Origin of the sequence: Paenibacillus sp. FSL H3-0286, from assembly GCF_045040705.1 — a bacterium.
GTDB lineage: Bacteria > Bacillota > Bacilli > Paenibacillales > Paenibacillaceae > Paenibacillus_AQ > Paenibacillus_AQ odorifer.
The window spans coordinates 3,502,529-3,523,681 of the sequence record NZ_CP150285.1; the positions used below are offsets into that span (position 1 = coordinate 3,502,529).

Annotated in this window: 20 protein-coding genes; 16 read left to right on the forward strand and 4 right to left on the reverse strand. The window is 39.5% G+C overall.

What is annotated here, in order from left to right; translation table 11 throughout:
- Positions 1-32 precede the first annotated feature (32 nt).
- From MHB37_RS15840 to MHB37_RS15870, 7 genes are all read left to right on the forward strand, one after another.
- The gene (locus MHB37_RS15840) at positions 33-350 is read left to right on the forward strand and encodes a PTS sugar transporter subunit IIB (RefSeq protein ID WP_036677859.1); all 318 of its coding nucleotides are present in this window, start codon (positions 33-35) and stop codon (positions 348-350) included.
- Positions 351-373: 23 nt separating this feature from the next.
- Positions 374-697 (forward strand): PTS lactose/cellobiose transporter subunit IIA, encoded by a 324-nt coding sequence (locus MHB37_RS15845; protein WP_051490993.1) that lies wholly within the window; start codon positions 374-376, stop codon positions 695-697.
- A 59-nt stretch (positions 698-756) separates the two neighbouring features.
- Positions 757-2,055 carry a PTS cellobiose transporter subunit IIC gene (gene celB / locus MHB37_RS15850; protein ID WP_340034542.1) on the forward strand — a complete coding sequence of 433 codons (1,299 nt, stop codon included), beginning with the start codon at positions 757-759 and terminating at the stop codon, positions 2,053-2,055.
- 42 nt (positions 2,056-2,097) lie between these two features.
- Positions 2,098-3,570: a glycoside hydrolase family 1 protein gene (locus tag MHB37_RS15855; protein ID WP_405169570.1), complete on the forward strand. Its 1,473-nt coding sequence runs from the start codon at positions 2,098-2,100 to the stop codon at positions 3,568-3,570.
- 216 nt (positions 3,571-3,786) lie between these two features.
- Positions 3,787-4,107, forward strand: a complete 321-nt coding sequence (locus tag MHB37_RS15860; protein WP_038571021.1) for a helix-turn-helix transcriptional regulator — start codon at positions 3,787-3,789, stop codon at positions 4,105-4,107.
- Between the two features lie 2 nt (positions 4,108-4,109).
- Entirely contained in the window at positions 4,110-4,526 is a 417-nt protein-coding gene (locus tag MHB37_RS15865; protein ID WP_076125634.1) for an SRPBCC domain-containing protein, read from the forward strand.
- A gap of 103 nt (positions 4,527-4,629) precedes the next feature.
- Positions 4,630-7,794 carry an ATP-binding cassette domain-containing protein gene (locus MHB37_RS15870; RefSeq protein WP_405169571.1) on the forward strand — a complete coding sequence of 1,055 codons (3,165 nt, stop codon included), beginning with the start codon at positions 4,630-4,632 and terminating at the stop codon, positions 7,792-7,794.
- Between the two features lie 69 nt (positions 7,795-7,863).
- On the opposite strand, the gene MHB37_RS15875 is transcribed toward MHB37_RS15870, so the two are convergent.
- Both MHB37_RS15875 and MHB37_RS15880 read right to left on the reverse strand, forming a co-directional pair.
- Positions 7,864-8,259, reverse strand: a complete 396-nt coding sequence (locus MHB37_RS15875) for a cupin domain-containing protein (protein WP_076217591.1) — start codon at positions 8,257-8,259, stop codon at positions 7,864-7,866.
- Positions 8,260-8,277: 18 nt separating this feature from the next.
- On the reverse strand, positions 8,278-8,598 hold the full coding sequence (locus MHB37_RS15880; protein ID WP_076276521.1) for a carboxymuconolactone decarboxylase family protein: 321 nt from the start codon (positions 8,596-8,598) through the stop codon (positions 8,278-8,280).
- A gap of 169 nt (positions 8,599-8,767) precedes the next feature.
- On the opposite strand from MHB37_RS15880, the gene MHB37_RS15885 reads away from it, so the two are divergent.
- The 3 genes from MHB37_RS15885 (at position 8,768) to MHB37_RS15895 (ending at position 12,445) form a co-directional block, all read left to right on the forward strand.
- The gene (locus tag MHB37_RS15885; RefSeq protein ID WP_076276522.1) at positions 8,768-9,193 is read left to right on the forward strand and encodes a MerR family transcriptional regulator; all 426 of its coding nucleotides are present in this window, start codon (positions 8,768-8,770) and stop codon (positions 9,191-9,193) included.
- Positions 9,194-9,401: 208 nt separating this feature from the next.
- A complete protein-coding gene (locus MHB37_RS15890) occupies positions 9,402-11,360 on the forward strand; it encodes an RICIN domain-containing protein (RefSeq protein WP_405169572.1) in 1,959 nt (652 codons plus the stop codon).
- A gap of 158 nt (positions 11,361-11,518) precedes the next feature.
- Complete coding sequence (locus tag MHB37_RS15895) at positions 11,519-12,445, forward strand: VanZ family protein (protein ID WP_076280638.1); 927 nt, start codon at positions 11,519-11,521, stop codon at positions 12,443-12,445.
- Positions 12,446-12,469: 24 nt separating this feature from the next.
- Here MHB37_RS15895 and MHB37_RS15900 read toward each other — a convergent pair whose 3' ends face one another.
- Positions 12,470-13,528 carry a PocR ligand-binding domain-containing protein gene (locus MHB37_RS15900; RefSeq protein WP_076217596.1) on the reverse strand — a complete coding sequence of 353 codons (1,059 nt, stop codon included), beginning with the start codon at positions 13,526-13,528 and terminating at the stop codon, positions 12,470-12,472.
- Between the two features lie 203 nt (positions 13,529-13,731).
- Between MHB37_RS15900 and MHB37_RS15905 the strand changes: the two genes are divergently transcribed.
- Positions 13,732-14,868 carry a glycerol dehydrogenase gene (locus MHB37_RS15905; RefSeq protein WP_076125622.1) on the forward strand — a complete coding sequence of 379 codons (1,137 nt, stop codon included), beginning with the start codon at positions 13,732-13,734 and terminating at the stop codon, positions 14,866-14,868.
- 1 nt (position 14,869) lies between these two features.
- On the forward strand, positions 14,870-16,630 hold the full coding sequence (gene dhaK, locus MHB37_RS15910) for a dihydroxyacetone kinase subunit DhaK (protein WP_076184598.1): 1,761 nt from the start codon (positions 14,870-14,872) through the stop codon (positions 16,628-16,630).
- 70 nt (positions 16,631-16,700) lie between these two features.
- On the opposite strand, the gene MHB37_RS15915 is transcribed toward dhaK, so the two are convergent.
- On the reverse strand, positions 16,701-17,480 hold the full coding sequence (locus tag MHB37_RS15915) for a GNAT family N-acetyltransferase (protein ID WP_076302133.1): 780 nt from the start codon (positions 17,478-17,480) through the stop codon (positions 16,701-16,703).
- A gap of 176 nt (positions 17,481-17,656) precedes the next feature.
- Between MHB37_RS15915 and MHB37_RS15920 the strand changes: the two genes are divergently transcribed.
- The 4 genes from MHB37_RS15920 to MHB37_RS15935 all read left to right on the forward strand — a co-directional run bounded on the left by MHB37_RS15920 (position 17,657) and on the right by MHB37_RS15935 (position 21,115).
- Positions 17,657-18,331: a hypothetical protein gene (locus MHB37_RS15920; RefSeq protein ID WP_254857049.1), complete on the forward strand. Its 675-nt coding sequence runs from the start codon at positions 17,657-17,659 to the stop codon at positions 18,329-18,331.
- A gap of 173 nt (positions 18,332-18,504) precedes the next feature.
- Complete coding sequence (locus MHB37_RS15925) at positions 18,505-19,062, forward strand: RNA polymerase sigma factor (RefSeq protein WP_076125863.1); 558 nt, start codon at positions 18,505-18,507, stop codon at positions 19,060-19,062.
- A complete protein-coding gene (locus tag MHB37_RS15930) occupies positions 19,059-19,964 on the forward strand; it encodes a hypothetical protein (protein ID WP_405169573.1) in 906 nt (301 codons plus the stop codon). The genes MHB37_RS15925 and MHB37_RS15930 overlap by 4 nt, the downstream gene beginning before the upstream one ends.
- A 176-nt stretch (positions 19,965-20,140) precedes the next feature.
- Positions 20,141-21,115 (forward strand): AraC family transcriptional regulator, encoded by a 975-nt coding sequence (locus MHB37_RS15935; protein WP_076280634.1) that lies wholly within the window; start codon positions 20,141-20,143, stop codon positions 21,113-21,115.
- Positions 21,116-21,153: the final 38 nt, after the last annotated feature.

Sequence of the window (21,153 nt, forward strand, 5' to 3'; positions counted from 1 at the left end):
TCAATAAATGATAATTTTAGGGGGAAGTCAATATGAATACAATTATGTTAGTGTGTTCAGCAGGAATGAGTACAAGCCTTTTAGTAACAAAAATGCAGAAGGTTGTTGAAGAAAAAGGGTTGGATGTCGATGTTTTTGCTAAATCAGCATCTGAAATTGATATTACTTTGCAAGAGAAAAAGGTTGATGTCTTATTGTTAGGACCTCAGGTGAAATATATGAAAAAGCAATTAGAAACAAGATTAGCAGATAAAAACATTCCTATAGAAGCTATTGATATGTTGAATTACGGAATGATGAACGGTGAAAAAGTACTTGAACAAGCCTTGCAATTAATTGAAAGTAAATAGAGATAAGAGAGGAGTAGAGAGAAATGGTAGATGAAGTGAAAGAGGAATACTATACTGTGGCTTTTAACATTATCAGTAATGTAGGCGCAGCTAAAAGCTTAGTAATGGAGGCGCTTTACGCAGCCAAAGAGGGAGAATTTAAAGAGGCACAAGAAAAATTAGAAGAATCAAAGCAATTTTTTAGAGAAGGTCATAAAATGCATAAATCATTAATCAAAAGAGAAGCAAATGGCGAACAGCTTCAATTCTCACTGATCCTTATGCATGCTGAAGACCAACTAATGAGTGTAGAGACCATTTCTTTACTTGTTACGGAAATCATTGAACTTTATAAGCTTTCAAAATAGGATCAAAAAGAAGTGGCATCGCAATAAGAAAATACTTCTTCGGGAGCGTGCAAGAAACTATGGATAAAATAACGAAATTTTTAGAAGATAAGGTAATGCCAGTTGCAGGTAAAATCTCTGGTCAGCGGCATTTACAAGCGCTTCGCGATGCAATGGTTTTAACTATCCCGTTTATTATTATCGGTTCCATTTTTTTAATCTTAGCAAACCTGCCAATTCCAGCCTATTTAGAATTCTTGGTCGCCCATCCAAATATCAAAACAGCTTTACTATATCCGTACAATGGTACATTTAACCTTGTCGCATTAGTTGCAACATTTGCCGTGGGATATAGACTAGCAGAGAGCTATAAAGTGGATCCGCTTTCTTCAGGGGCTGTGGCATTATGTTCATATTTTGTGGTCACTCCATCAACTTCTTTCACAGTAGATGATGTTGTTACAAAAGCAATGAACGTGAATTATTTTTCGAGTCAAGGTTTATTTGTAGGATTGTTAACCGCAATCTTCGCAACAGAAATATATCGCAGAATCGTACAAAAAAATATAGTTATTAAAATGCCGGATGGTGTGCCGCCAACAGTTGCTAAATCCTTTACAGCGATTATTCCTGGTTTCTTTGTTATCGTGAGTGTCTGGGGAGTTCGCCTACTTGTTGAGAACTTTACTGGTTTTGATAACGTGCATACCATTGTTGCCAAGCTTCTTCAACAACCATTAACCACTGTTGGAACAAGCTTAGCGGGAACAATTGTTGTGTTCTTGTTAATCAACTTATTATGGGCAATCGGATTACATGGTTCCACCATTGTAGGTTCTGTCATGTTGCCTATCTGGTTGCAATTGACCTCAGAAAATGCTGCAGCCTACGCAGCGGGTTCACCCGTCCATAATATTGTTACAGCAGAGTTCAGATATCTTATCTTTATCGGTGGATCTGGTGCAACTCTAGGACTAACGATTGCTATGTTATTCTTTGCGAAGAGCAAACAGCTGAAACAAATGGGTCGACTGACGATTGGACCAGGACTATTTAATATCAATGAGCCGTTAATCTTTGGGATGCCTATCGTATTAAACCCAATGATGTTAATCCCATTTCTTATAACACCGATTGTTACTGTTTTGATAACCTATCTCTCCATGGATTTTGGATTAGTAGCGTTGCCAATAGGTGTACTGCCTCCGGGAACAATGCCATTAATTATCGGCGGATATTTGATGACAGGTAGTATCTCGGGAATGATCTTACAAATTGTACTGTTTGCAGTAGCGTTTATTATTTACTATCCGTTCTTTAGAATAATGGATAATCAAAAATATAAAGAAGAACAAGATGCCCTTATCCAACAGGTTTAATCCGTAGCATATGTTTTATTTAACAACAAGGAGGGTTTACACATGTTTGAATTGAAAACGACATTTCCAGAAAACTTTTTATGGGGAGGAGCAGCAGCTGCCAATCAACTAGAAGGAGCAAGTAATGTTGGCGGTAAAGGGCTTTCTCTAGCAGATGTATATATTTTTGACGAAAACACCCCTAAAAAAAACTGGTCTGACCAGTGGCACCTCATGACTCATAAACAAATAGAAGAAGCACAAGATCCCGCAAGTGAAAAGTATTATCCCAAAAGACATGGGGTGGATTTTTATCACCACTATAAAGAAGATATTGCTTTATTGGCCGAAATGGGTTTTAAAGCCTTCCGTATGTCCATTGCTTGGACTCGTATTTTTCCAAATGGGGATGAATTAATCCCTAATGAAGAAGGTCTTGCATTTTATGATCGTGTGTTTGATGAATTGAACAAATATGGAATTGAGCCTATTGTTACTTTATCCCATTATGAAATGCCACTTCATCTAACAACTAAGTATGGAGGTTGGGTGAACCGGAAAGTTATAGATTTCTTTGTTCGCTATGCAACCACTGTAGCTGAAAGATACAAGCATAAAGTGAAATATTGGATGACTTTTAATGAAATTAACTGTGTAGTACACCACCAATATGTAAGTTTAGGGGTTATCGAAGAAAATCACCCGAATATTGAACAAGCAATGTTTCAAGGAGCTCATCATCAATTTGTCGCAAGTGCACTTGCAACCAAAGCGTGTAAAGAAAGTAATCCTCAAGCAATGGTTGGATGTATGGTTAGTTATCAACTTCTTGTTCCTTATAGTTGTGATCCTGACGACGTTCAAGCCACAGTTGATAAACAACGTACCTCTTTATTCTTTACTGATGTACAAGCGAGAGGTTACTATCCGGCTTATACCGCTCGAATGTTTGCAGAAAAAAATATAGTTCTGAAAACAGAGCCCGAGGATGAACAAATCATGAAAGACTATCCAGTGGATTATGTATCCTTTAGCTACTATATGTCTGGTGCAGTCAGTGCACATCCAGAAAAGATAGAAGGCGCAGAAGGGAATTTGCTTACAGGCGGAGTGAAAAATCCTTATTTACCATCGAGTGATTGGGGTTGGCAGATTGATCCTAAGGGTTTACGAACTGCAATAAACCAATTGTATGACCTCTATCAAAAGCCGGTACTTGTTGCAGAGAATGGCCTAGGTGCCTTAGACGTATTACAAGAAGGCGATGTTATAGAGGATGATTGCCGAATTGATTATTTAAAAGAACATATTAAGCAAATAAAAGAAGCCATTGCAGATGGTGTAGATGTAATGGGCTACACAAGCTGGGGTTGCATAGATATGGTGAGTGCAGGAACAAATCAAATGTCCAAACGTTATGGTTACATTTATGTGGACCAAGATGATATGGGCAGAGGTACAAAACGTCGTATAAAGAAAAAATCATTTTATTGGTACAAAAATGTTATCGCTACTAATGGAGAACAATTAGATTAATTATTAAATCGTAAAACGAAATGATTTATCTGGAGGCATTATCAAAAGCAGTCCTAAGCTGGACTTGCTTTTGGTAATGCTTTTTTTACTGAATTGTTGACATGTGACCATTTGGTGTCTTATAATCAATTAGACACCAAATGGTGTCCTATTAGGTAATAATGATGGATACTAGGTGACATTACAGGAAATATTACGGAAAAGGTGGGGGTGGTTGTGAGCGACAATAGTCAAGTGAGGGATGTTTATGACGCTGTTGCGGATCCAACAAGACGAAAACTTCTTCAAATTCTGGCTGATGTTGATGAATTACCTCTGTATGAGATAACGATTCATTTTGAAATGGGTCGTACAGCCGTTTCGAAGCATTTAAATATACTTAAAGATGCTGGTCTCGTAATTGCTCGGAAGGTTGGCAGAGAGACGAGGTATCGGTTGAATGCCAATCCTTTGAAAGAAATTCAAGATTGGGTATCTTTTTATGAAGGATTCTGGAAACAAAGAATTGATAAATTAAAACTTATATTGGAGGAATAACTATGAAACCAGATGTATCATTAGATTTTCAATTTACAAGTTCGATCGAGAAGGTATGGAATGCTTTAACGGATTCGGATACGCTTGCGAAATGGATCTGGAGTAATGATTTTAAACCCGTCGTTGGTCATAAATTTCAATTCCGTGCTGAGCCAAATGAATGGTGGGATGGAATTGTAGATAGCGAAGTACTCGTCGTGGATGAGCCGCATACGTTATCTTATACTTGGAATAGTGCGGGAGAAAGTACAACTGTTACTTGGACTTTGAGTCAAGATTCAGAGGGGAAGGTTAATCTCCATTTAGATCAATCAGGATTTAGTGAAGAGACGAAAGCCCGCCAAGGAGCCATCGAAGGTGCTAAATATGCTTGGACAAATATGGGTGGTCAGCTCGAAAAGGTATTAGCAGAATTATAATTTCAAGAATAGGGCGCTTTTCTGGAACAAGGAAAGTGCCCTTTTTAATGGAATAAATCATGGCAATACTAGATGAAGAGAATGGAGATGAGATGAGCTTACTATGAAAATAAATCAATTAATTGCGAACAATATTAACAGATTAGAAACGGTACTGCCAGTTGATGAGTCGTTAGGAATTGCTGGTTTGTCTGGATCTGGTAAAACAACTTTTTGTCAAACGATTGGGGAAGAATCAAAAAAACGTCTCGTTTCCTTACTGCCAAAAGCTGAATACCAGTATTTATTCCCCAATATTATGGAGACTAATTTCAGTGCGATCAAAATGGAAGCAATGCCACTTGTTCTTTTTCTTGGTAGATCATCCATATCTTCAAATCCTCGGTCAACCATTGGCACACATACAGGTGTGTTTACTGAAATCCGTGTCACTCTTGCTGAGCAATATAATCTCTCTCCAGAGGTTTTTTCATTTAATAATGAATTGGGTTGGTGTCCTGATTGTAAGGGTCGTGGAACTACAAAAAATGTCGAGTGTAAAAAGTGTCAGGGGAAACGCTATAATCAAGCAGCTGAACAATATAAAATTGAATTATTGGATCAAGCAAAGAGTATTTCTGATCTAAACGACTTAAGTATAGAGACCATTTTATCACAGGCAGATATTCTAAAAATAAGTGAAGGTAAACAACAAATTCTGAAAAATATAATCAATATGAATATTGGTTATTTAACATTAAATCGTATTATGGGTACATTATCAGGCGGAGAATTAACACGACTTTACTTGGCAGAATTCATGGCAACAAGTGAAAATACCGTGATTATCATTGATGAAATCTCCGTGGGTCTCGATCACCAAACCCTATTGAAGATTTTAGCGGAGATTAAACAGTTGGGATATAAAAATCAAATTTGGCTCATTGACCATTCTGACACCGTGCTGGACACAGCGGATAAACACTTGTTCTTTGGACCTGGCAGTGGCAAATATGGCGGGAAAATTGTTGAAGAATCACCACGTCCTGAGCCCATCAATAGAGAACTAAATCAGGCAGCACCTGCAGAATATTATCAATTTCATGATCTTTATTGTCGTAATATTCAAATGGCCCAAATTCAGATTCCTCAAAATAGACTGGTAACTTTTACAGGTGAGTCCGGATGTGGTAAATCTACACTGGTTAATGAATGTATGGTCAAAGATTTTCTAAAGCGTTATTCCAAAGATAAGCTGGTGATCGTAGGGCAAGATCGAAATCAGTCGATTACCAGTCGCTCGACCGTTGCCACTTTTCTTGATATTAAAAGGAAACTCACAAAGTACAGTGAGGATATTGATGATATTTTTGAGCGCTCGATTGAAGATATTATTGTTGAACTGCCAAATGAGGACATTGCTCATAAAAGACTAAGCTTATTGATCAAGCTTGGACTTGGTTATTTGACGTTGGAGCGAAAAACACAGTCCTTATCCACGGGTGAATTTCAATGTGTCCATTTAGTTTCTGAGCTGTTTGCGGGCTCAAGAAATCCACATACACTTTTTATTTTTGACGAGCCTTCCAAAGGTTTATCACAAAATATTTTAAATCAATTCATTGACAGCATTAGGGACATTCTGCAGGATGAATCTGTCTCCATAATCATGATTGAACATAATTCTTATATGTTAGAGAACTCTGATTTTATCGTTGATTTTGGCAAAAGACAGCTTGCACCTGTGGAGCATCTTGATGTTCTCAGTCATGATGATTATTATCGTCAACAAAATCCTGCTGATAGTGTGGCACCTGCGCACATTTCTTCAACACTCCAGCTACAAAATGGAATTGACTATTTAAAAGAAAGTCAGATCCCCTATTTTAAAAATGCAGAGAACATCTATAAAGGTGGCATCTTAAAAAGCTTATCCTCCATGGCCCGCCTGATTTATGGTGAATATGAATCGGATACGATTGCGCCTGTCATCGCCATTGATCTGGAACGACACTTGTATAGTCAGTTTACTTTCCTTTATGAAATGGGTGGCTTGATCAACCATATTGTGGCAGCGCATCCCACTAATAAAGATACAAAAAGCTTTGATTTCTATCAATCAGACAATCATTGTCCAAGCTGTAAGGGCCGCCGTGTGATTGAAGAATTTGACTTTGATATTGTTCTTCAGGACAAGAACGTACCCTTTTGGGACGGTTCATTACATCCAGATGCGATGGAGATTCTGAAATTCTATCAATTACCAAAAATAAAATTCATCTTTGATGAGTTAAAGAATGAGCTCGGACAGGATATTAGCAAAAGTTATAATGAGATGACAGAAGCTGAAAAACACACCTTTTTATACGGGTATTGGGAAAAGTCCTTCTATGATAAAGCAGCTAAAGCCTCGAGAACTTGGGATGGCTTTAATACCATTATCGGGAACTATATGGTTATCTCGAAATCGATTATTAAAGAGCATATTAAAGCATCCAAAAAAATGATTACCTGTCCAATTTGTCAAGGAACGGTATTAAATCATCATAAAAAGCTTAAATACGGCGACACTGATATTCGTGAGATTATCGGGATGCCCCTTGATCAAGTTATTAGCACTGTTGGCGAATTACAGGTACTAGAAAAAATGAAAGCCATCGTGGGCGGCGATATGGTTTTGACAGAAGAGGTCTCTCTATTACCTAGGGAAACACAAGTCGCTCTAAAAATACTTGAACTAGAGTTAGGAAGTTTTGCGCAATATGAAATGGTGTTACAAAATGCCCTGCCATTCTGGGACAGCATTAGCGGCAGTATCGAAACCATCAGCATGAAAAACCGGATTACGATCTGTGATTTTGCCAATATCCACGAAACAAGAGAAAATATCATAGATAAGTATTTCACTAATGGAAAATATAAAAAGCTGACTTATGTCTATGAAGCGTTTGGTTACAAAAAAATCGTCACCTTAATTAATAAGGTTAAAGCAAGCCATCCCTGTCCATTCTGTAAAGGGAAAAAAGTTATTTCGGAAGATGGACTTCATGATGGCGTATATAAATTAACGATTCCCTGTGTTAGTTGTTATGCGAGTGGAATCAATGATGAAGGGCGTAAGGAAGTCGTTGAAGGTATAGATGTTCAAACTTGGCTAACGGGTAAAGTAAGTGACGTTATTTCTGAAAGCTTAAATATTGAAGCTGTTGCTGATATTCCAATTTTCAATCGTATTCGTGAGTTGAATAAACAAGAGATGATGGCGGTTTACCAATTTCTTGAGCAATAAAGTTTAGTTTTCTCAAAAAGACGATATAGAAAAGAAACGCATCGAGTCTATAGACTCGATGCGTTTTTTTTATAATTGATTATAAAGCTCACCATCAACAGGTTCTAACCATTCTGTTTCTCCGGGTGAAATGGCTAAGTGGACAAACCAACTGTCTTTTGTAGCACCATGCCAATGTTTTACGTTCGCTGGAATATTCACAACATCCCCGCTTTGGAGGAATTGAGCTGGTTTGCCTTCTTCTTGATACCAACCCTCACCACCGGTAACTAATAATACTTGTCCGATTTTATGGAAGTGCCAGTTATTGCGAGCTCCCGGGGCAAAGGTTACGTTCCCAATAGGCGCATTCAAAGGTGTCGCATCAGTATAAATCATCTGCAAGTATGCATCACCTATAAAATTAGCTTCAACCTTTTGTCCGAGTGGAAAGATAGTACTGTTGCTTAGTTGCTCATTAGCCATAATAAAAACCTCTTTCGTTTAATTTTTATAAATTTCTTTAGCAATATTAAATGCCGACCATGCTTTAGGCCACCCTACATAAAACGAAAGGTGCGTGATGATTTCCGCTACTTCATCTTTTGTGACTCCGTTTGCCTTTGCTTTATGCAGATGTGGAGTTAATTGTTCAAAGTTTCCTCCTGATATTAATGCTGAAACTGTAATCATGCTGCGGTCACGTGCAGATAATTCTTTCTCTCTTGACCACACTTCACCGAATAAGATATCATCGTTCAGTTCAGCAAATTTCGGAGCGAATTCTCCTAACAAGTCTCGTCCTGCTGTTTGTTTTTCAGCCATATAAGAACATCCCTTTCATCGATGATTAACTGCTTCAAAATGAAGTATAGACCTTAAAGTACACTTTAAGGCAAGCCATAAAAATGGATTGATACTTCGACATTTGGTTTTTTATTAATTTAAGTATATCCTTTGAATAGAAACAAAATTAGAAATGGAGGTGGGGATCATGCCTTATTCCATTGGAGAATTTGCAGAAATCGTCGGTGTTAACAAGAGCACGCTCAGATATTATGAATTGGAAGGCTTACTTACTCCACATCGAAGTGACAATAATTTACGTGAATATACAGATCAGGATATAGGTTGGGTTCAATTTTTGCTTCATTTAAAAGATTCAGGAATGACGATGGCAGAATTGAAGCAATATACCGAGTGGCGGGCTATGGGGGACGAGACAATTCCTGAACGGAAAAATTTACTTGAACAGCGTAAGCAACAAGTGGAACAAGAAATTAAGGCATTGCAACAAAACTTGGATATACTGAACCGTAAAATTGTATTTTATAATGATCAACTAACGGGGAATAAATACGAATTCGTCCTTTATCACAATGAAAAGATACCACATCAAGAAGAAAAAGTAGATTCCTAATAAGTTAAGAGGCAGATGAACAACTTTTGATTATCAAAGGTTGTTCATCTGCCTCTTCTAATTTCAAAACTTGAAATCGAAGATGAGAGTCTATTTGTGTAATCATATTGCATGATCCGGTCGAGATATTACATTCTCATTTATCCGTTTATTAATTATATTGAAGCTGTATTCGTTTAAAAAAACCAGAGTAAAGGAGAAATTACTTTTGAGAAGAGAACTGAGGAAGGTTTTGTCTTTTTTGTTGGTTTTAGTGACAGTGGTTGGCACAGGGATTAGCTTTGACGGCAATATTGTAAACGCTTTCGGTCCTAATGTCTTATATGTACCACCAGCAGATTCACCATCCTATGGGGCTTTATCACCTAGGGCAATCCAGCTTAAATATAGTGGCATCAACAATAATAAAATGTATGCTACATTTGAACAAACCTCTAATACCACCCCTGTTTTCCCTATTTATGAAAGCGTTGACAATGGTGTCACTTGGAATCAGGTTGGAGAAGTGGAGGATACTCAAAACGGTTGGGGAATGTTAAATTGCCCTGAATTGTTTGAACTCCCCCAATCTATAGGTAACATGCCTGCAGGTACTATGCTTCTTGCAGGAAATTCTGTGCCAAGCAACAAAGCAGCTACCAAGTTGGAATTATATAAAAGCAATGATTTAGGTAGAACATGGACATATGTAAGCACCATTGCTGAAGGTGGACGAAACGATATTGGTTACGATCCCATTTGGGAGCCTTTCTTTTTGGTTCACAACAACAAACTCATTGTTTATTATTCAGATGAACGTGATCCTGCCCATGCCCAGAAGTTAGTTCATCAGACTACGTTGGAGGGTACGAACTGGGGACCTGTGGTAGTTGATGTGGCATTTGCAGACAGTAAATTACGTCCAGGAATGCCTACAATCGCTAAGCTGGGCAATGGTAATTACGCAATGACCTATGAGATGGTCGGATACCCGGGCGTGCCCAATTATTTGAAAATTTCAGCAGATCCTGAGAGCTGGAATCTAACTGAAGTAGGATCTCTTGTAGGGTACGGAGGAAGTCCCTATATTTCTGCTTTGGGAGATGGGAGACTCGTATTAAACGTTGCAGGAAAAAAAGAAGTGCTGATCAACTCTTCTAGAGTGGATGCATCCGGAAGCTGGGTTCCATATAATCCGCCCGTAGATGCAGGGTATAACCGCCAACTACTGCCGCTTAGCAATGGCCGCTTATTTATCCCTCAAGCCGGATTTTTTAGTGGGAAAAACACGGTGAAATATGGTGATATGTCCGTAGGTTACTACAAATTAATTAATGTGAAGAGTGGGAAGGCTTTAGGTGTATTGGAAGGTGGAACTGCGAATGGCAATCCGCTCGTCCAATGGAGCAGCGGGACTAATTCTTTGGATCAATATTGGCTTATTTCCACAGCGGAAAGTGGGTATGCTCCTAACGGTTACAAATCCATTGTGAATGCAAAGAGTGGAAAGGTCGCCGGTATATTAGAAGGATCAACAACAGAAGGAGCTAAAGCCGTTTTATGGACTGAAAACCATTCCGATGACCAGCAGTGGACTTTACAAGCCTCTGGTAACTACTACAAGATTGTTAACCGTAACAGTGGTCAGACGTTAGGTATAGCGCAGGGTTCTACTGAAGAGGGTACCCAAGTTATACAGCAGACTGATGCAGGCAGCACTGATCAGCTGTGGGAGTTGGTTCCAGATGAAGGACATATTATGGTGGACAGTTATCGAATGGTTAATGAGAACAGTGGTAAAGTGTTGGGTATCTATCAAGGTTCGATGGCGGATGGAGGGAAGGCGGTTCAGTGGACCAGCGGAATTTCATCCCATGACCAAAATTGGTTTGTAGTCAGCACAGCTGATGGTTATACGAAGCTGGTCAATACTAATAGTCGTAAAAACCTGGGCATTTTAGGAGGTTCATTAGCTAACGGTGCTCAAAGTGTACAATGGAATGATAACGGATCGAATGACCAGCAGTGGACTTTGGAGTCCTCAGGTGATTTTTACAATATTATTAATCGTAATAGTGGAAAAGCTCTGGCAGTAGATCAGGGTTCGACGACAGAGGGGGCAAATATTATTCAAGCAAATAATACAGGTTCTGCTGGCCAGCACTGGAAACTAGTCTCGAATAGATAATTTATGTAACCAAAAGTCATCGACCTTAAATTAAGGGTGATGACTTTTTGTCGATATAATCTTTGAATGACTAAATCGTCACCTTCAGTGTCACGGGAATGTCACTTTGGAGAGATATACTATTTCCATCGACATATGGAGGGAATTGTGAAGTTATTATGGGAGTGAAATTACGAAAGATTCTTATTATAGGAACTATTTTATATACACTGTTGATCTTATATTTTTTGTTTTTTGCTTTCAATAGAGTAGAGCATGCAACAAGCCAGTATGAATATACGTTTATGTTGATTCCAGAAAGTGTTCCGCTTCTTTTTCCTGATCTCTTTGACCTATCCTTTTCTTGGGTTTATGACTTTGGGAACATCGCTGCTTTTATTCCTTTTGGCGTATTATTCCCTTTGCTGTATCGTACACATTTTAAGAAGTTTATTTGTTTGTTTATCTTAACAATTTTTATGCTGGAAAGTCTTCAAGCTTTAACTTTTTTGGGTTCCTTTGATGTAGCCGATGTCATCTCCAATACGTTAGGGGCAATGATCGGATTTTGTGCATATAAGATTGGATTTTCCCCGGAAATCACCAGGAGATCACTTTTTACTTCGGCATTATCTGTTGTTGTGCTATTGGTTGGAATCATGGGAATCTCTGAGATCATTGATTTAACTCTGAAGAAAAGTGAAAGACCTGTGCAGGGATTACAAACGTTGGAAAAGCTTACGGGAAGCATGCCTATCACGCATAATCTTCCCAGTTTCACTATCGCAGGTGAAAATATAATACCAAAAATGAATTTGTACAGCAGTGAAGGTGAAGAAATTAAAAAATACACCTATACTTTGGGTGATAAAAAAGAGGTATGGTTATATTTCAGCTTTGGATTCCCGCAAAATGAAAATTCTAGCAGTGAACTAATGATTATAGCTGATGGTAACATGATCCTTCAATCCAGTGAACAATATAGTTCCCAAGCTGAACTCAACAATACGGCATTAGTTACCGTAAAAGAAATAACCTTTATCCTTAAAGGGAATGTGAAGTTATGGGATGTAGGATTCAGTGAAATGAAGCATTGGTGGGAATGAGGAACTAACCCTTCGTTAATTTTATTAACGGAGGGTTTCTTTTGCTGATCGCCTCATATACATATTCCGATATACAGCCGGGGTGAGGTTCTCGTATTTTTTGAAGGTTTTAATGAAATAGCCCGTGTCGCAAAAGCCCAAATCATCACTGACTTGATTGATCGGGGAATCCGTGGATTCCAGCAGTTGCTTAGCCCATTCAATCTTGAGTCTGGCAATGAAGATGGAGAAATTCTCTCCAGTTTCTTTAGTGAAAATACGGCTGAAATAACTGGGGCTGATATGACAAAGCTTAGCCATCTCTTTGAGGCTGAAATTCTCATTTTTGTGTGCATAAATGTAATTAAAAGCAGGCTGAAGCACAGAATTTACTGAGACGAACTTTTGTACACCATTCTTTAATTTGGTCTCGATCAAGGCCCCGGATAACTCCTGCTGTATGGATTGGATTTTTCGATACGTACGGTCTGACTCGTCCATTGCTTCAGCAGAAGCGGGTTCTTCTATATTGGTGGTCAGAACCTTTTTGTACAAATCCACAGTAGTATGCTTTTGAATGGCTTCCTCCACGATATAGGTACTTAACTGCAGCAGCAGCTCAACACACTTTGTTACTTCATCGTAGGATAAAACAGGCAGTGCCTGGTAATCCTCTTTGAGTGCTTTAAATTTCATGTTCGTCTCCACATTCGGCGGGCGAGAGACAATTTGCTCCAGTTGTGGCACGTCAGGTTCACGAAGCTTGAGCTGTCCGGCCATAATTGCACCTAGATATTGATTATCTATAATGATCGGAATCGCGATATCTATAATATTGAAATGACATAAATAAATAAACGGTTTGTTCTGGCGAACCGCTTCAATCCCAGCGCGGGCATCACATTTTTGACAATATTGAGAGAGATGGGAGTCCTGGCGCACACCTTGACAGAATGGCTGGCAATAGCTGTGCTTGGTCACGGGAACACCCTTGTAATCAACAGTAAGAATAGCCATTTTGGTTACAAGAGATAAGGAATCCTGGAGCTTTTCCCATTTCTTCAAATCAATAATTTCTTCTAGATTGAACCGGGATTTTGACATCACAAAATTCTCCTATGTAAGTTATAGAATCTTAATGAACATTATACAGAATAATTCAACACAATGACATGAAAGTTCGATTTTTCACGATTATGACAAAAAAATACGATAAGAAAACGCTTTAATAAGCTTTTATTGTTTCATGTTTCTTAAATTAGAGCAATCTATAATGATAACTATAAACAACTGAGGAGGAACGAAAAATGAGAAGAGCATTTATCAGTCCGACGAAATATGTACAAGGTGAGAATGAATTATTGAACTTAGGTTACTTCGTAAAAACATTTGGTGATTCTGCTTTGTTAATTGCCCATCCAGATGATGTAACACGTGTGAAAGACAAACTGGAGTCAACTAAACAGAAATTTAATATAACTCTTGTTGAAAGCGGCTTCCACGGGGAATGCTCAAGACAAGAAGTCGCCAGATTACAAGCGCTAGCCAAAGAACATCAATGTGCATGTACGATTGGCTTGGGTGGAGGTAAGGCGATTGATACGGCAAAATGTGTAGCTGAAGGAGAAGCGCTGATTATCGTTCCAACGATAGCAGCAACTGATGCTCCGACAAGCCACTCAGCGGTGCTCTATACTCCGGAAGGTGAATTCGATGATTATGCTTATTTCAAGCAAAGCCCGAGTGTAGTCATGATTGATACAACAGTTATTGCCAATGCACCTACAAGATTTCTTGTGGCAGGTATGGGAGATGCACTTTCAACCTATTTTGAAGCAAGAGCTACTGCAAATTCTTACTCCAATGTGAATGCAGGTTTACCTTGCGGAGTTCGTGAAGGGGTTTGCGGTGAAGCTAAAGGAACAGTAACAGCGTTGGGACTTGCGAAGCTCTGCTATGAGACATTGCTTGAGAATGGATTCAAGGCGAAGCAAGCTTGCGACATGAATATCGTAACCCCAGCTTTGGAGAATATAATTGAGACGAATATTCTTTTATCGGGTCTTGGGTTTGAAAGTGGTGGTTTGGCAGCGATTCATGCGATTCATAATGGGTTAACTGCTTTGGAAGGAACTCATCATTATTATCATGGTGAAAAGGTTGCCTTCAGCACGATTGCTCAATTGGTTCTTGAAAATGCAGACCGGACTGAATTAAAAGAAGTGTTGGACTTCTGTCTATCGATTGGCCTCCCAGTATGCTTAGCGGATATTGGTGTTGAGCATGTAACCTATGAGGAACTGCTTGAGGTTGCTAAAAAAGCTTGCATTGCTGAGGAATCTATCCATTCGATGCCGTTCCCAATTACGGAGGATGCGGTTGCATCAGCAATTATGGCAGCCGATCAATTAGGCCGTCAATATAAATCAAGTAAGGAGCTTTAAGATGAAAAAAATAATAAACAAGCCGGAGACTCTGGTTAGGGAAATGTGTAACGGGCTTGTCTTGGCGCATCCCGAGCTGGATTTCGATCCTAAATTCAAAGTGATTTCTAAGAAAGAGATCAATCAAGATAAAGTTACCCTGATCAGTGGTGGCGGAAGCGGGCATGAGCCGGCTCATGCCGGGTTTGTAGGAACCGGGATGCTGGATGCAGCTGTATGCGGTGATGTGTTTGCTTCTCCATCCCAAATTCAGGTTTATCAAGCGATTCGCCGCACAGCAAGCACCAAAGGTTCGCTGCTTATTATCAAGAATTATAGCGGTGACATCATGAACTTTAAAAATGCGGCCCATCTAGCAACTGAAGACGGTATCGAAGTGGATTATGTCAAAGTAGACGACGATATTGCCGTTGAAGACAGCCTTTATACAGTAGGGAGAAGAGGCGTAGCCGGAACAGTGCTTGTTCATAAGGTAGCCGGAGCAGCAGCAGAAGCTGGATTGTCCTTAGCGGAAGTGAAAGAAGCGGCGCAACATGCAATTGATCATGTGCGCAGCATAGGCTTCGCCTATACCTCTTGTACCGTGCCTGCCAAAGGTACTCCGACATTTCATATTGAAGAGAACGAGATGGAATACGGGGTTGGCATCCATGGAGAACCTGGAATACGCAGGGAGAAAATTGTACCCGCAGATGAATTAGCACAGCGAATGGTTACCTCTTTGCTAGACAACTTCCAAATGAATGATCAGAAGCAGGAGGAAGTAGCCGTATTAATTAATGGTTTTGGAGGCACCCCGCTGCAAGAGTTATATTTGCTGAACAATTCTGTCATCCGCGAATTAACCGCTAAGAATAAGCAAGTGTTTAAAGTGTTTGTTGGTAACTACATGACCAGCATTGACATGGCAGGTGCATCGGTGACGATAATGAAGCTGGATGAGACACTGAAGAAATGGTTATCTGCGCCTTGTGATACACCAGCCTTGTCGATTAAAGGCCCTTTTGAGCCTGTGAAATATACTGAAGTAATCCAAGAAGAGAAAGCAGACAGCAATGTATCCTTTAAGAATAATACGGATGCTGCTGCAGCGGTGATTAAGAACAATCGGTTTACTTTGCAAAATATCGTCTATCTGCTCGATCAAATGAGCCAGGTTATTATCGAGAATGAAGTTCCGTTCTGTGAGCTTGACTCCCACGCTGGAGACGGCGATTTCGGGATGAGTGTAGCTAAGGGCTTTAAACAGCTGAAAGTCGAGTGGGAAGATATTTTAGCTCATCATCTCACTAATATCGGTGAGTTCCTTGACGCCTGCTCCATGGTCATTATGGAATATTGCGGCGGAGCATCCGGACCGATCTGGGGATCAGGCTTCCGCGCAGCGAGCAAAAATGTTCAGCAGAAGGAAGAGCTGACCATTCAGGAGTTTGCTGATATGATGCAGTCTGTTGTCAAAGGGATTCAAGATACGGGTGAAAGATCTTTTGGCAGAGGGGCTGTCGTCGGAGACAAGACATTGATTGATGCGCTTGTACCGTTTGCAGATGCCTGGACCCAAAGTGCAGAACAAGGCGACGATATTAAAGTGGCGGCAAATAAAGCAGCGGAAGCAGCTGTCCAAGGTTCTAAAAATACTATAGAAATCGTTGCCCGTATGGGAAGAGCCGGTACAGTAGGGGAACGCAGCATCGGTTATCCAGATGCGGGTGCTCATGCGCTTGGGGTTATTTTCACAGAGCTGGCAAAAGCAATGAAATAAACAAGGTTAACTGGCGTATCACCTAAAATTTAAAAAAAACGTACTGCATTAGCTGCAGTACGTTTTTAATTTAAATAACAAATTCAACGATGTATTGTTGGCAAATGAGTTCATATCCCAGCGATTGATATAGAGAAATGGCTCCTACATTCTCCTCAAAAACATTCAAATATACGTTAGCTGAAATGGCATGTCCTTGGCGTGTTAGCTCTGCACAGACTTTTTTTCCATAACCATTTCTTCTCCAGGCTACATCTGTTCCGATATTTCCTAGTTCAACGTAATCCTCACTATATATATGGTATCCTCCTACAGCAATCAGCTCGTCTTGTGCCATCACACCATAGAACGGATTCTGTAATTCTTCTTTTGAAAAAGCCATGGTTTGCAGCTCGTTCATCTTTGCTTCAATTCGCTGGAAATGAGCAGGTCCTAAGTGCATAACATGCTTGTCCGCTGTTGGTAGAACATCTTCATGAATATGTTTCATAAGAAGCAATTTTTTGGGAGGGCTGTAGAACTCAAGCTGAGAAGCAAAGACCTGCAGCTCTTGTTCGTTAATAATAAAGCTACCTACCGCATGGTTATGTAGATGTAATTCATCTTTCATGAACGCCAACATTGAGCTGAGACAAAAGGATTGCTGAACTGGATATACAGAAAAAGCATTAAACGGAAGGCCACTTAAAAAGGCTAATACTCCAAGCAACTCGCCCTGGTCAGAATACTGACCGTAATGCACTGTGTTTTGTCTGCGAAAAGTAAGGTATGAATAATATAAAAAATGCTGTTCCTTATTAATCGAGCTTAAAATAACATCCAACTCTGCTGCTGTTAATTTTCTATACATATACGACCTGCCTCCATTAACAATTGCTGTTGCTATTTCCTCTTGCTGAATTAGCACAACCTTTTCTAATATATCATAAATCAGAACTTTGTTTGCTTTATTGCTGGGTTGAGCCAAGTATGATACTATTGTCCCCTTAGAAACATAAAATGAGATATGAAGGTTTTCTTGAAAGGATGATATATATTAAGGCAATCTTAGTTCGGTACTTCGGAAATCCGCAAGATCGAACCGCCATGTTCAACGCTGCTTCCTTAGTCATCGATGCTTTTATTGGTATAGGCAAGTTAATTCTTGGGTTATATCTATTGTCCGGATGGTTCATCACAAATGCACTTTATTATCTGATCCTTTGTATAGCCAAAGGACAGGTGCTTCATAAATATACATTAGCTAAAAAAGTCAGTTCAGCACAGCAAAGGTATTCACTGGAGCTTTACGTTTATAAGCGTGGCGGTGTTTTTCTTTGTCTTCTAGGGGTTTCTTATCTGTTGGTCTGCCTGCGGATTTATCTAGTCGGAGATGCTTTGGTTTATGAAGGTTACATTGTATATCTGGTAGCACTGATCGCTTTTACAAAACTTGGTTTTGCCATTCATGGAAATATTGTTAACCGTCATCTCAAAAATCCCATTATATCAACATTAAAAATGATTAGCTTTACTGATGCCTTAGTCTCCATTGTTGTCACTCAAATGGCTGTGCTTACAATGAAAGGCTCACCTCAGGCATTAAACGCCAGCGCGTTGTTTGGCATGGGATGTAGTGTTTTATTTTGTCTGGGGGGGATCTGGATGATGCTCCGTAAGACAAAGGTTCCAATGAAGGAAGTAGAATTAATTAAAAATTAGATGATATCATAACTTCCCCTTATCCCTTAGGATGAGGGGTTATTTGTATTTTTATGTCATATTATCAGCGTTGAATGCCGAAGCTTATAGAAAATTATATTTTTATGCAACCTAAACACTTCTTTTCCTACTTTATAAGTGAATGCTTAATCAAATCGAACGGAAGTGATGGAGTGGAAGATAGTGAAATCATACAATTGTATTTTGCACGTAATGAAAGGGCAGTAGAAGAAACATCGAAAAAATATAGAAATTATTGTACTCGGATCGCTCATAACATTTTGTCTAATGCTGAAGATTCGGAAGAATGTGTTAACGATACCTTTCTTGGTGCATGGGAAGCAATACCGCCGAAGTCTCCTGCAAAGCTGTCCTCTTTTCTGGGGAGAATCACACGAAATATTGCTTTGAACAAATACGATTATTACATGGCTAAAAAACGGAATAAAAAATTCGATACGATTCTTAATGAATTAAACGATTGTTTATCCTCTTCAGACAACGTTGAAACCCAATACGAGGAAGCACAAATAGCCGAATCTATAAGCAAATTTCTACACAACATTAAGGAAGATCAGCGGAATGTTTTTTTGAGGCGTTACTGGTATTCTGATTCTTTGGCCGATATTGCCGCACGCTTCTCAATCAGTGAAAGTAAAACCAAATCAATTCTTTTCAGAACACGCAAAAAACTCCAAATATATCTTCAGAAAGAGGGTTATTTCCTTTGAATAATAAAGAGCTCTTCAAAACAATCGGTTACATAGACGAAAATTTGATAGAAAAAGCCAACTCCGTGAGACGCACTAATAAAAAAGCTTATGTAAAGTGGGGCTCACTCGCAGCTTGTGCTGCATTGGTGTTAGGTGTGGCCGTTTATAAATTTCCGCAGACTCCGTTGCCTAATTCACCACAAATATCACAGCAGACACCAGTCTCGTCTCCCACAGGGGTTCGCAAAATTCTGAATTACAATGGATACCGTTATGCATTCGTAGCAGATGGCGCTCAGTTTAAGTTCACAGGTATGGAGCCTGACAAATCGCTTGGTGCATTAGAGTTTGATCTCAACCAAGAGCCCGGAAAGAATGACGGGGATAAGAATGCGGAAAAAGATTATGCCGCTACGTTCGCTATGGGTGGAAAGCTGTATGAAATCCCAACATACCCATCCCATTTTCGTATTGCAGTTAAGGATGAGCAATATTATTATCTAGCTGAAATTGTGGCGAAGGTAGACGATTCTGCAATGAGCGCGAAGGAGTATCTAGATCTGGCTAATCTGAAGGAGCATGCAAAAGATATCTATATTCTGAATCATGTGGGGAATGACGTGCAAAAGACTATCACTGATCATCCTATTGTTGAGTCCATTATCGAAGGTTTGTACAGCGCAAAAAAAACAGAGCTAAGCATTAAGGAATATGAAGCTCTTGCAGCGGCGCAATCCCAAGGAAAATCATATCAATTACAGTTCAACCTCAAAGACGGGACTTATATCGCCATGTATATCATTCCCGAATTAAAGGTGGTGTCTATGGGTGATGCTTATTATTATTTGCCTGATACCTTTTTTGATCAAACCAGCGACCTCTTTTCAGGGCTGACACAAGAAGTGCTACCGCTTTACTGAGAAGGCGGAGATAAGAGATCCTTAAAAACTGTACATTGCAGGTTATCTAATATCTCGCATATAATGATCTAAATGATAATCGTTATCATTTAATAGAAGAGAAAAGGTGATCTGCTCATGATAAAACATAATATTGGGATTACGGAGTGCAGCTTACCTGCTGAGTGTATAACAGAATGACAAGTTCATCTATTCATAACATCTATAACGGGTATTTCGATGCTTTGTTTGAGGCTCCGTCTATGAGGGGCACTACAGAGAGGAAACATTTTGCACAATCCAGTACCCAAGGATACGTCGATAGAGTGATCACACCCTCCGGGATCGAAATTGTTGATAGTGATTACCGTTTTGCTGATGATCGCCTAGTTCGGGTTCAATCCGAAGCGGCGATGATTGAGTTAAGCTTTTGTCTGCAGGGAAGCGGGGAAGTTCATGTAACAGATACCAGCCATGAGTTAATGCCCGATAGTTGTTCATTGCAGTTCATGCAGGATTTCCAAGCGGAATTTCACTATCGGAGTGCTGAACCTATCCGTTTATTGTCCATAGGTGTACCGGTTACACTATTCGATTCATGGATGGCGGATCAAAGCTCTTCACATGCTCGCAGCTTATCCGGGCTGTTAGATTCACGTGCTTTTCGAATGTTCCGTATGCCTATTCTTCCAGAAACCACCCGATTATTGGTGCAATTGAGAGACTGTCCATATCATACCTCCATGCGCCGGTTGTACGTAGAGGGGAAGGCATTAGAACTCCTATCTGTATATTTTGACGCATTTCTTTTTGAGCAGAAACATACTAAACGGAGTTTGCATTTATCACGTAGTGACCGAGAAAACATTCGGAAAGCCAGGGATATCATCCTTGACCACATGGCAAACCCACCTTCGCTAATCGAATTGTCCAAGCTGGCAGGCATTAACGAATACAAATTGAAAGTTGGATTTAAGGAAGAGTACGGAACAACTGTATTTGCATATTTACGGAACAAACGTTTAGAAAAAGCATGGGAAATCATAAGTACCGGGGAAATTAGTGTCAGCCAAACGGCGACGATGGTAGGTTACAACAACTTTAGTCATTTTGCCGAAGCTTTTCGGAAGCAGTATGGAATTAATCCTTCAGAAGTAATTAAAAAACGATAAAAATTAAATAAATATCCGCCAAACCGTTATTCAATCCC

Excerpts from the sequence above, each read along its gene's own strand:
- MHB37_RS15870 (WP_405169571.1), top strand. The coding sequence starts at position 4,630 with ATGAAAATAAATCAATTAATTGCGAACAATATTAACAGATTAGAAACG.
- MHB37_RS15905 (WP_076125622.1), top strand. The coding sequence starts at position 13,732 with ATGAGAAGAGCATTTATCAGTCCGACGAAATATGTACAAGGTGAGAAT.
- MHB37_RS15880 (WP_076276521.1), bottom strand. The coding sequence starts at position 8,598 with ATGGCTGAAAAACAAACAGCAGGACGAGACTTGTTAGGAGAATTCGCT.
- MHB37_RS15915 (WP_076302133.1), bottom strand. The coding sequence starts at position 17,480 with ATGTATAGAAAATTAACAGCAGCAGAGTTGGATGTTATTTTAAGCTCG.
- MHB37_RS15865 (WP_076125634.1), top strand. The coding sequence starts at position 4,110 with ATGAAACCAGATGTATCATTAGATTTTCAATTTACAAGTTCGATCGAG.
- celB (WP_340034542.1), top strand. The coding sequence starts at position 757 with ATGGATAAAATAACGAAATTTTTAGAAGATAAGGTAATGCCAGTTGCA.
- MHB37_RS15920 (WP_254857049.1), top strand. The coding sequence starts at position 17,657 with ATGATATATATTAAGGCAATCTTAGTTCGGTACTTCGGAAATCCGCAA.
- MHB37_RS15885 (WP_076276522.1), top strand. The coding sequence starts at position 8,768 with ATGCCTTATTCCATTGGAGAATTTGCAGAAATCGTCGGTGTTAACAAG.
- MHB37_RS15895 (WP_076280638.1), top strand. The coding sequence starts at position 11,519 with ATGGGAGTGAAATTACGAAAGATTCTTATTATAGGAACTATTTTATAT.
- MHB37_RS15840 (WP_036677859.1), top strand. The coding sequence starts at position 33 with ATGAATACAATTATGTTAGTGTGTTCAGCAGGAATGAGTACAAGCCTT.
- MHB37_RS15845 (WP_051490993.1), top strand. The coding sequence starts at position 374 with ATGGTAGATGAAGTGAAAGAGGAATACTATACTGTGGCTTTTAACATT.
- MHB37_RS15855 (WP_405169570.1), top strand. The coding sequence starts at position 2,098 with ATGTTTGAATTGAAAACGACATTTCCAGAAAACTTTTTATGGGGAGGA.
- MHB37_RS15900 (WP_076217596.1), bottom strand. The coding sequence starts at position 13,528 with ATGTCAAAATCCCGGTTCAATCTAGAAGAAATTATTGATTTGAAGAAA.
- dhaK (WP_076184598.1), top strand. The coding sequence starts at position 14,870 with ATGAAAAAAATAATAAACAAGCCGGAGACTCTGGTTAGGGAAATGTGT.
- MHB37_RS15875 (WP_076217591.1), bottom strand. The coding sequence starts at position 8,259 with ATGGCTAATGAGCAACTAAGCAACAGTACTATCTTTCCACTCGGACAA.
- MHB37_RS15935 (WP_076280634.1), top strand. The coding sequence starts at position 20,141 with ATGACAAGTTCATCTATTCATAACATCTATAACGGGTATTTCGATGCT.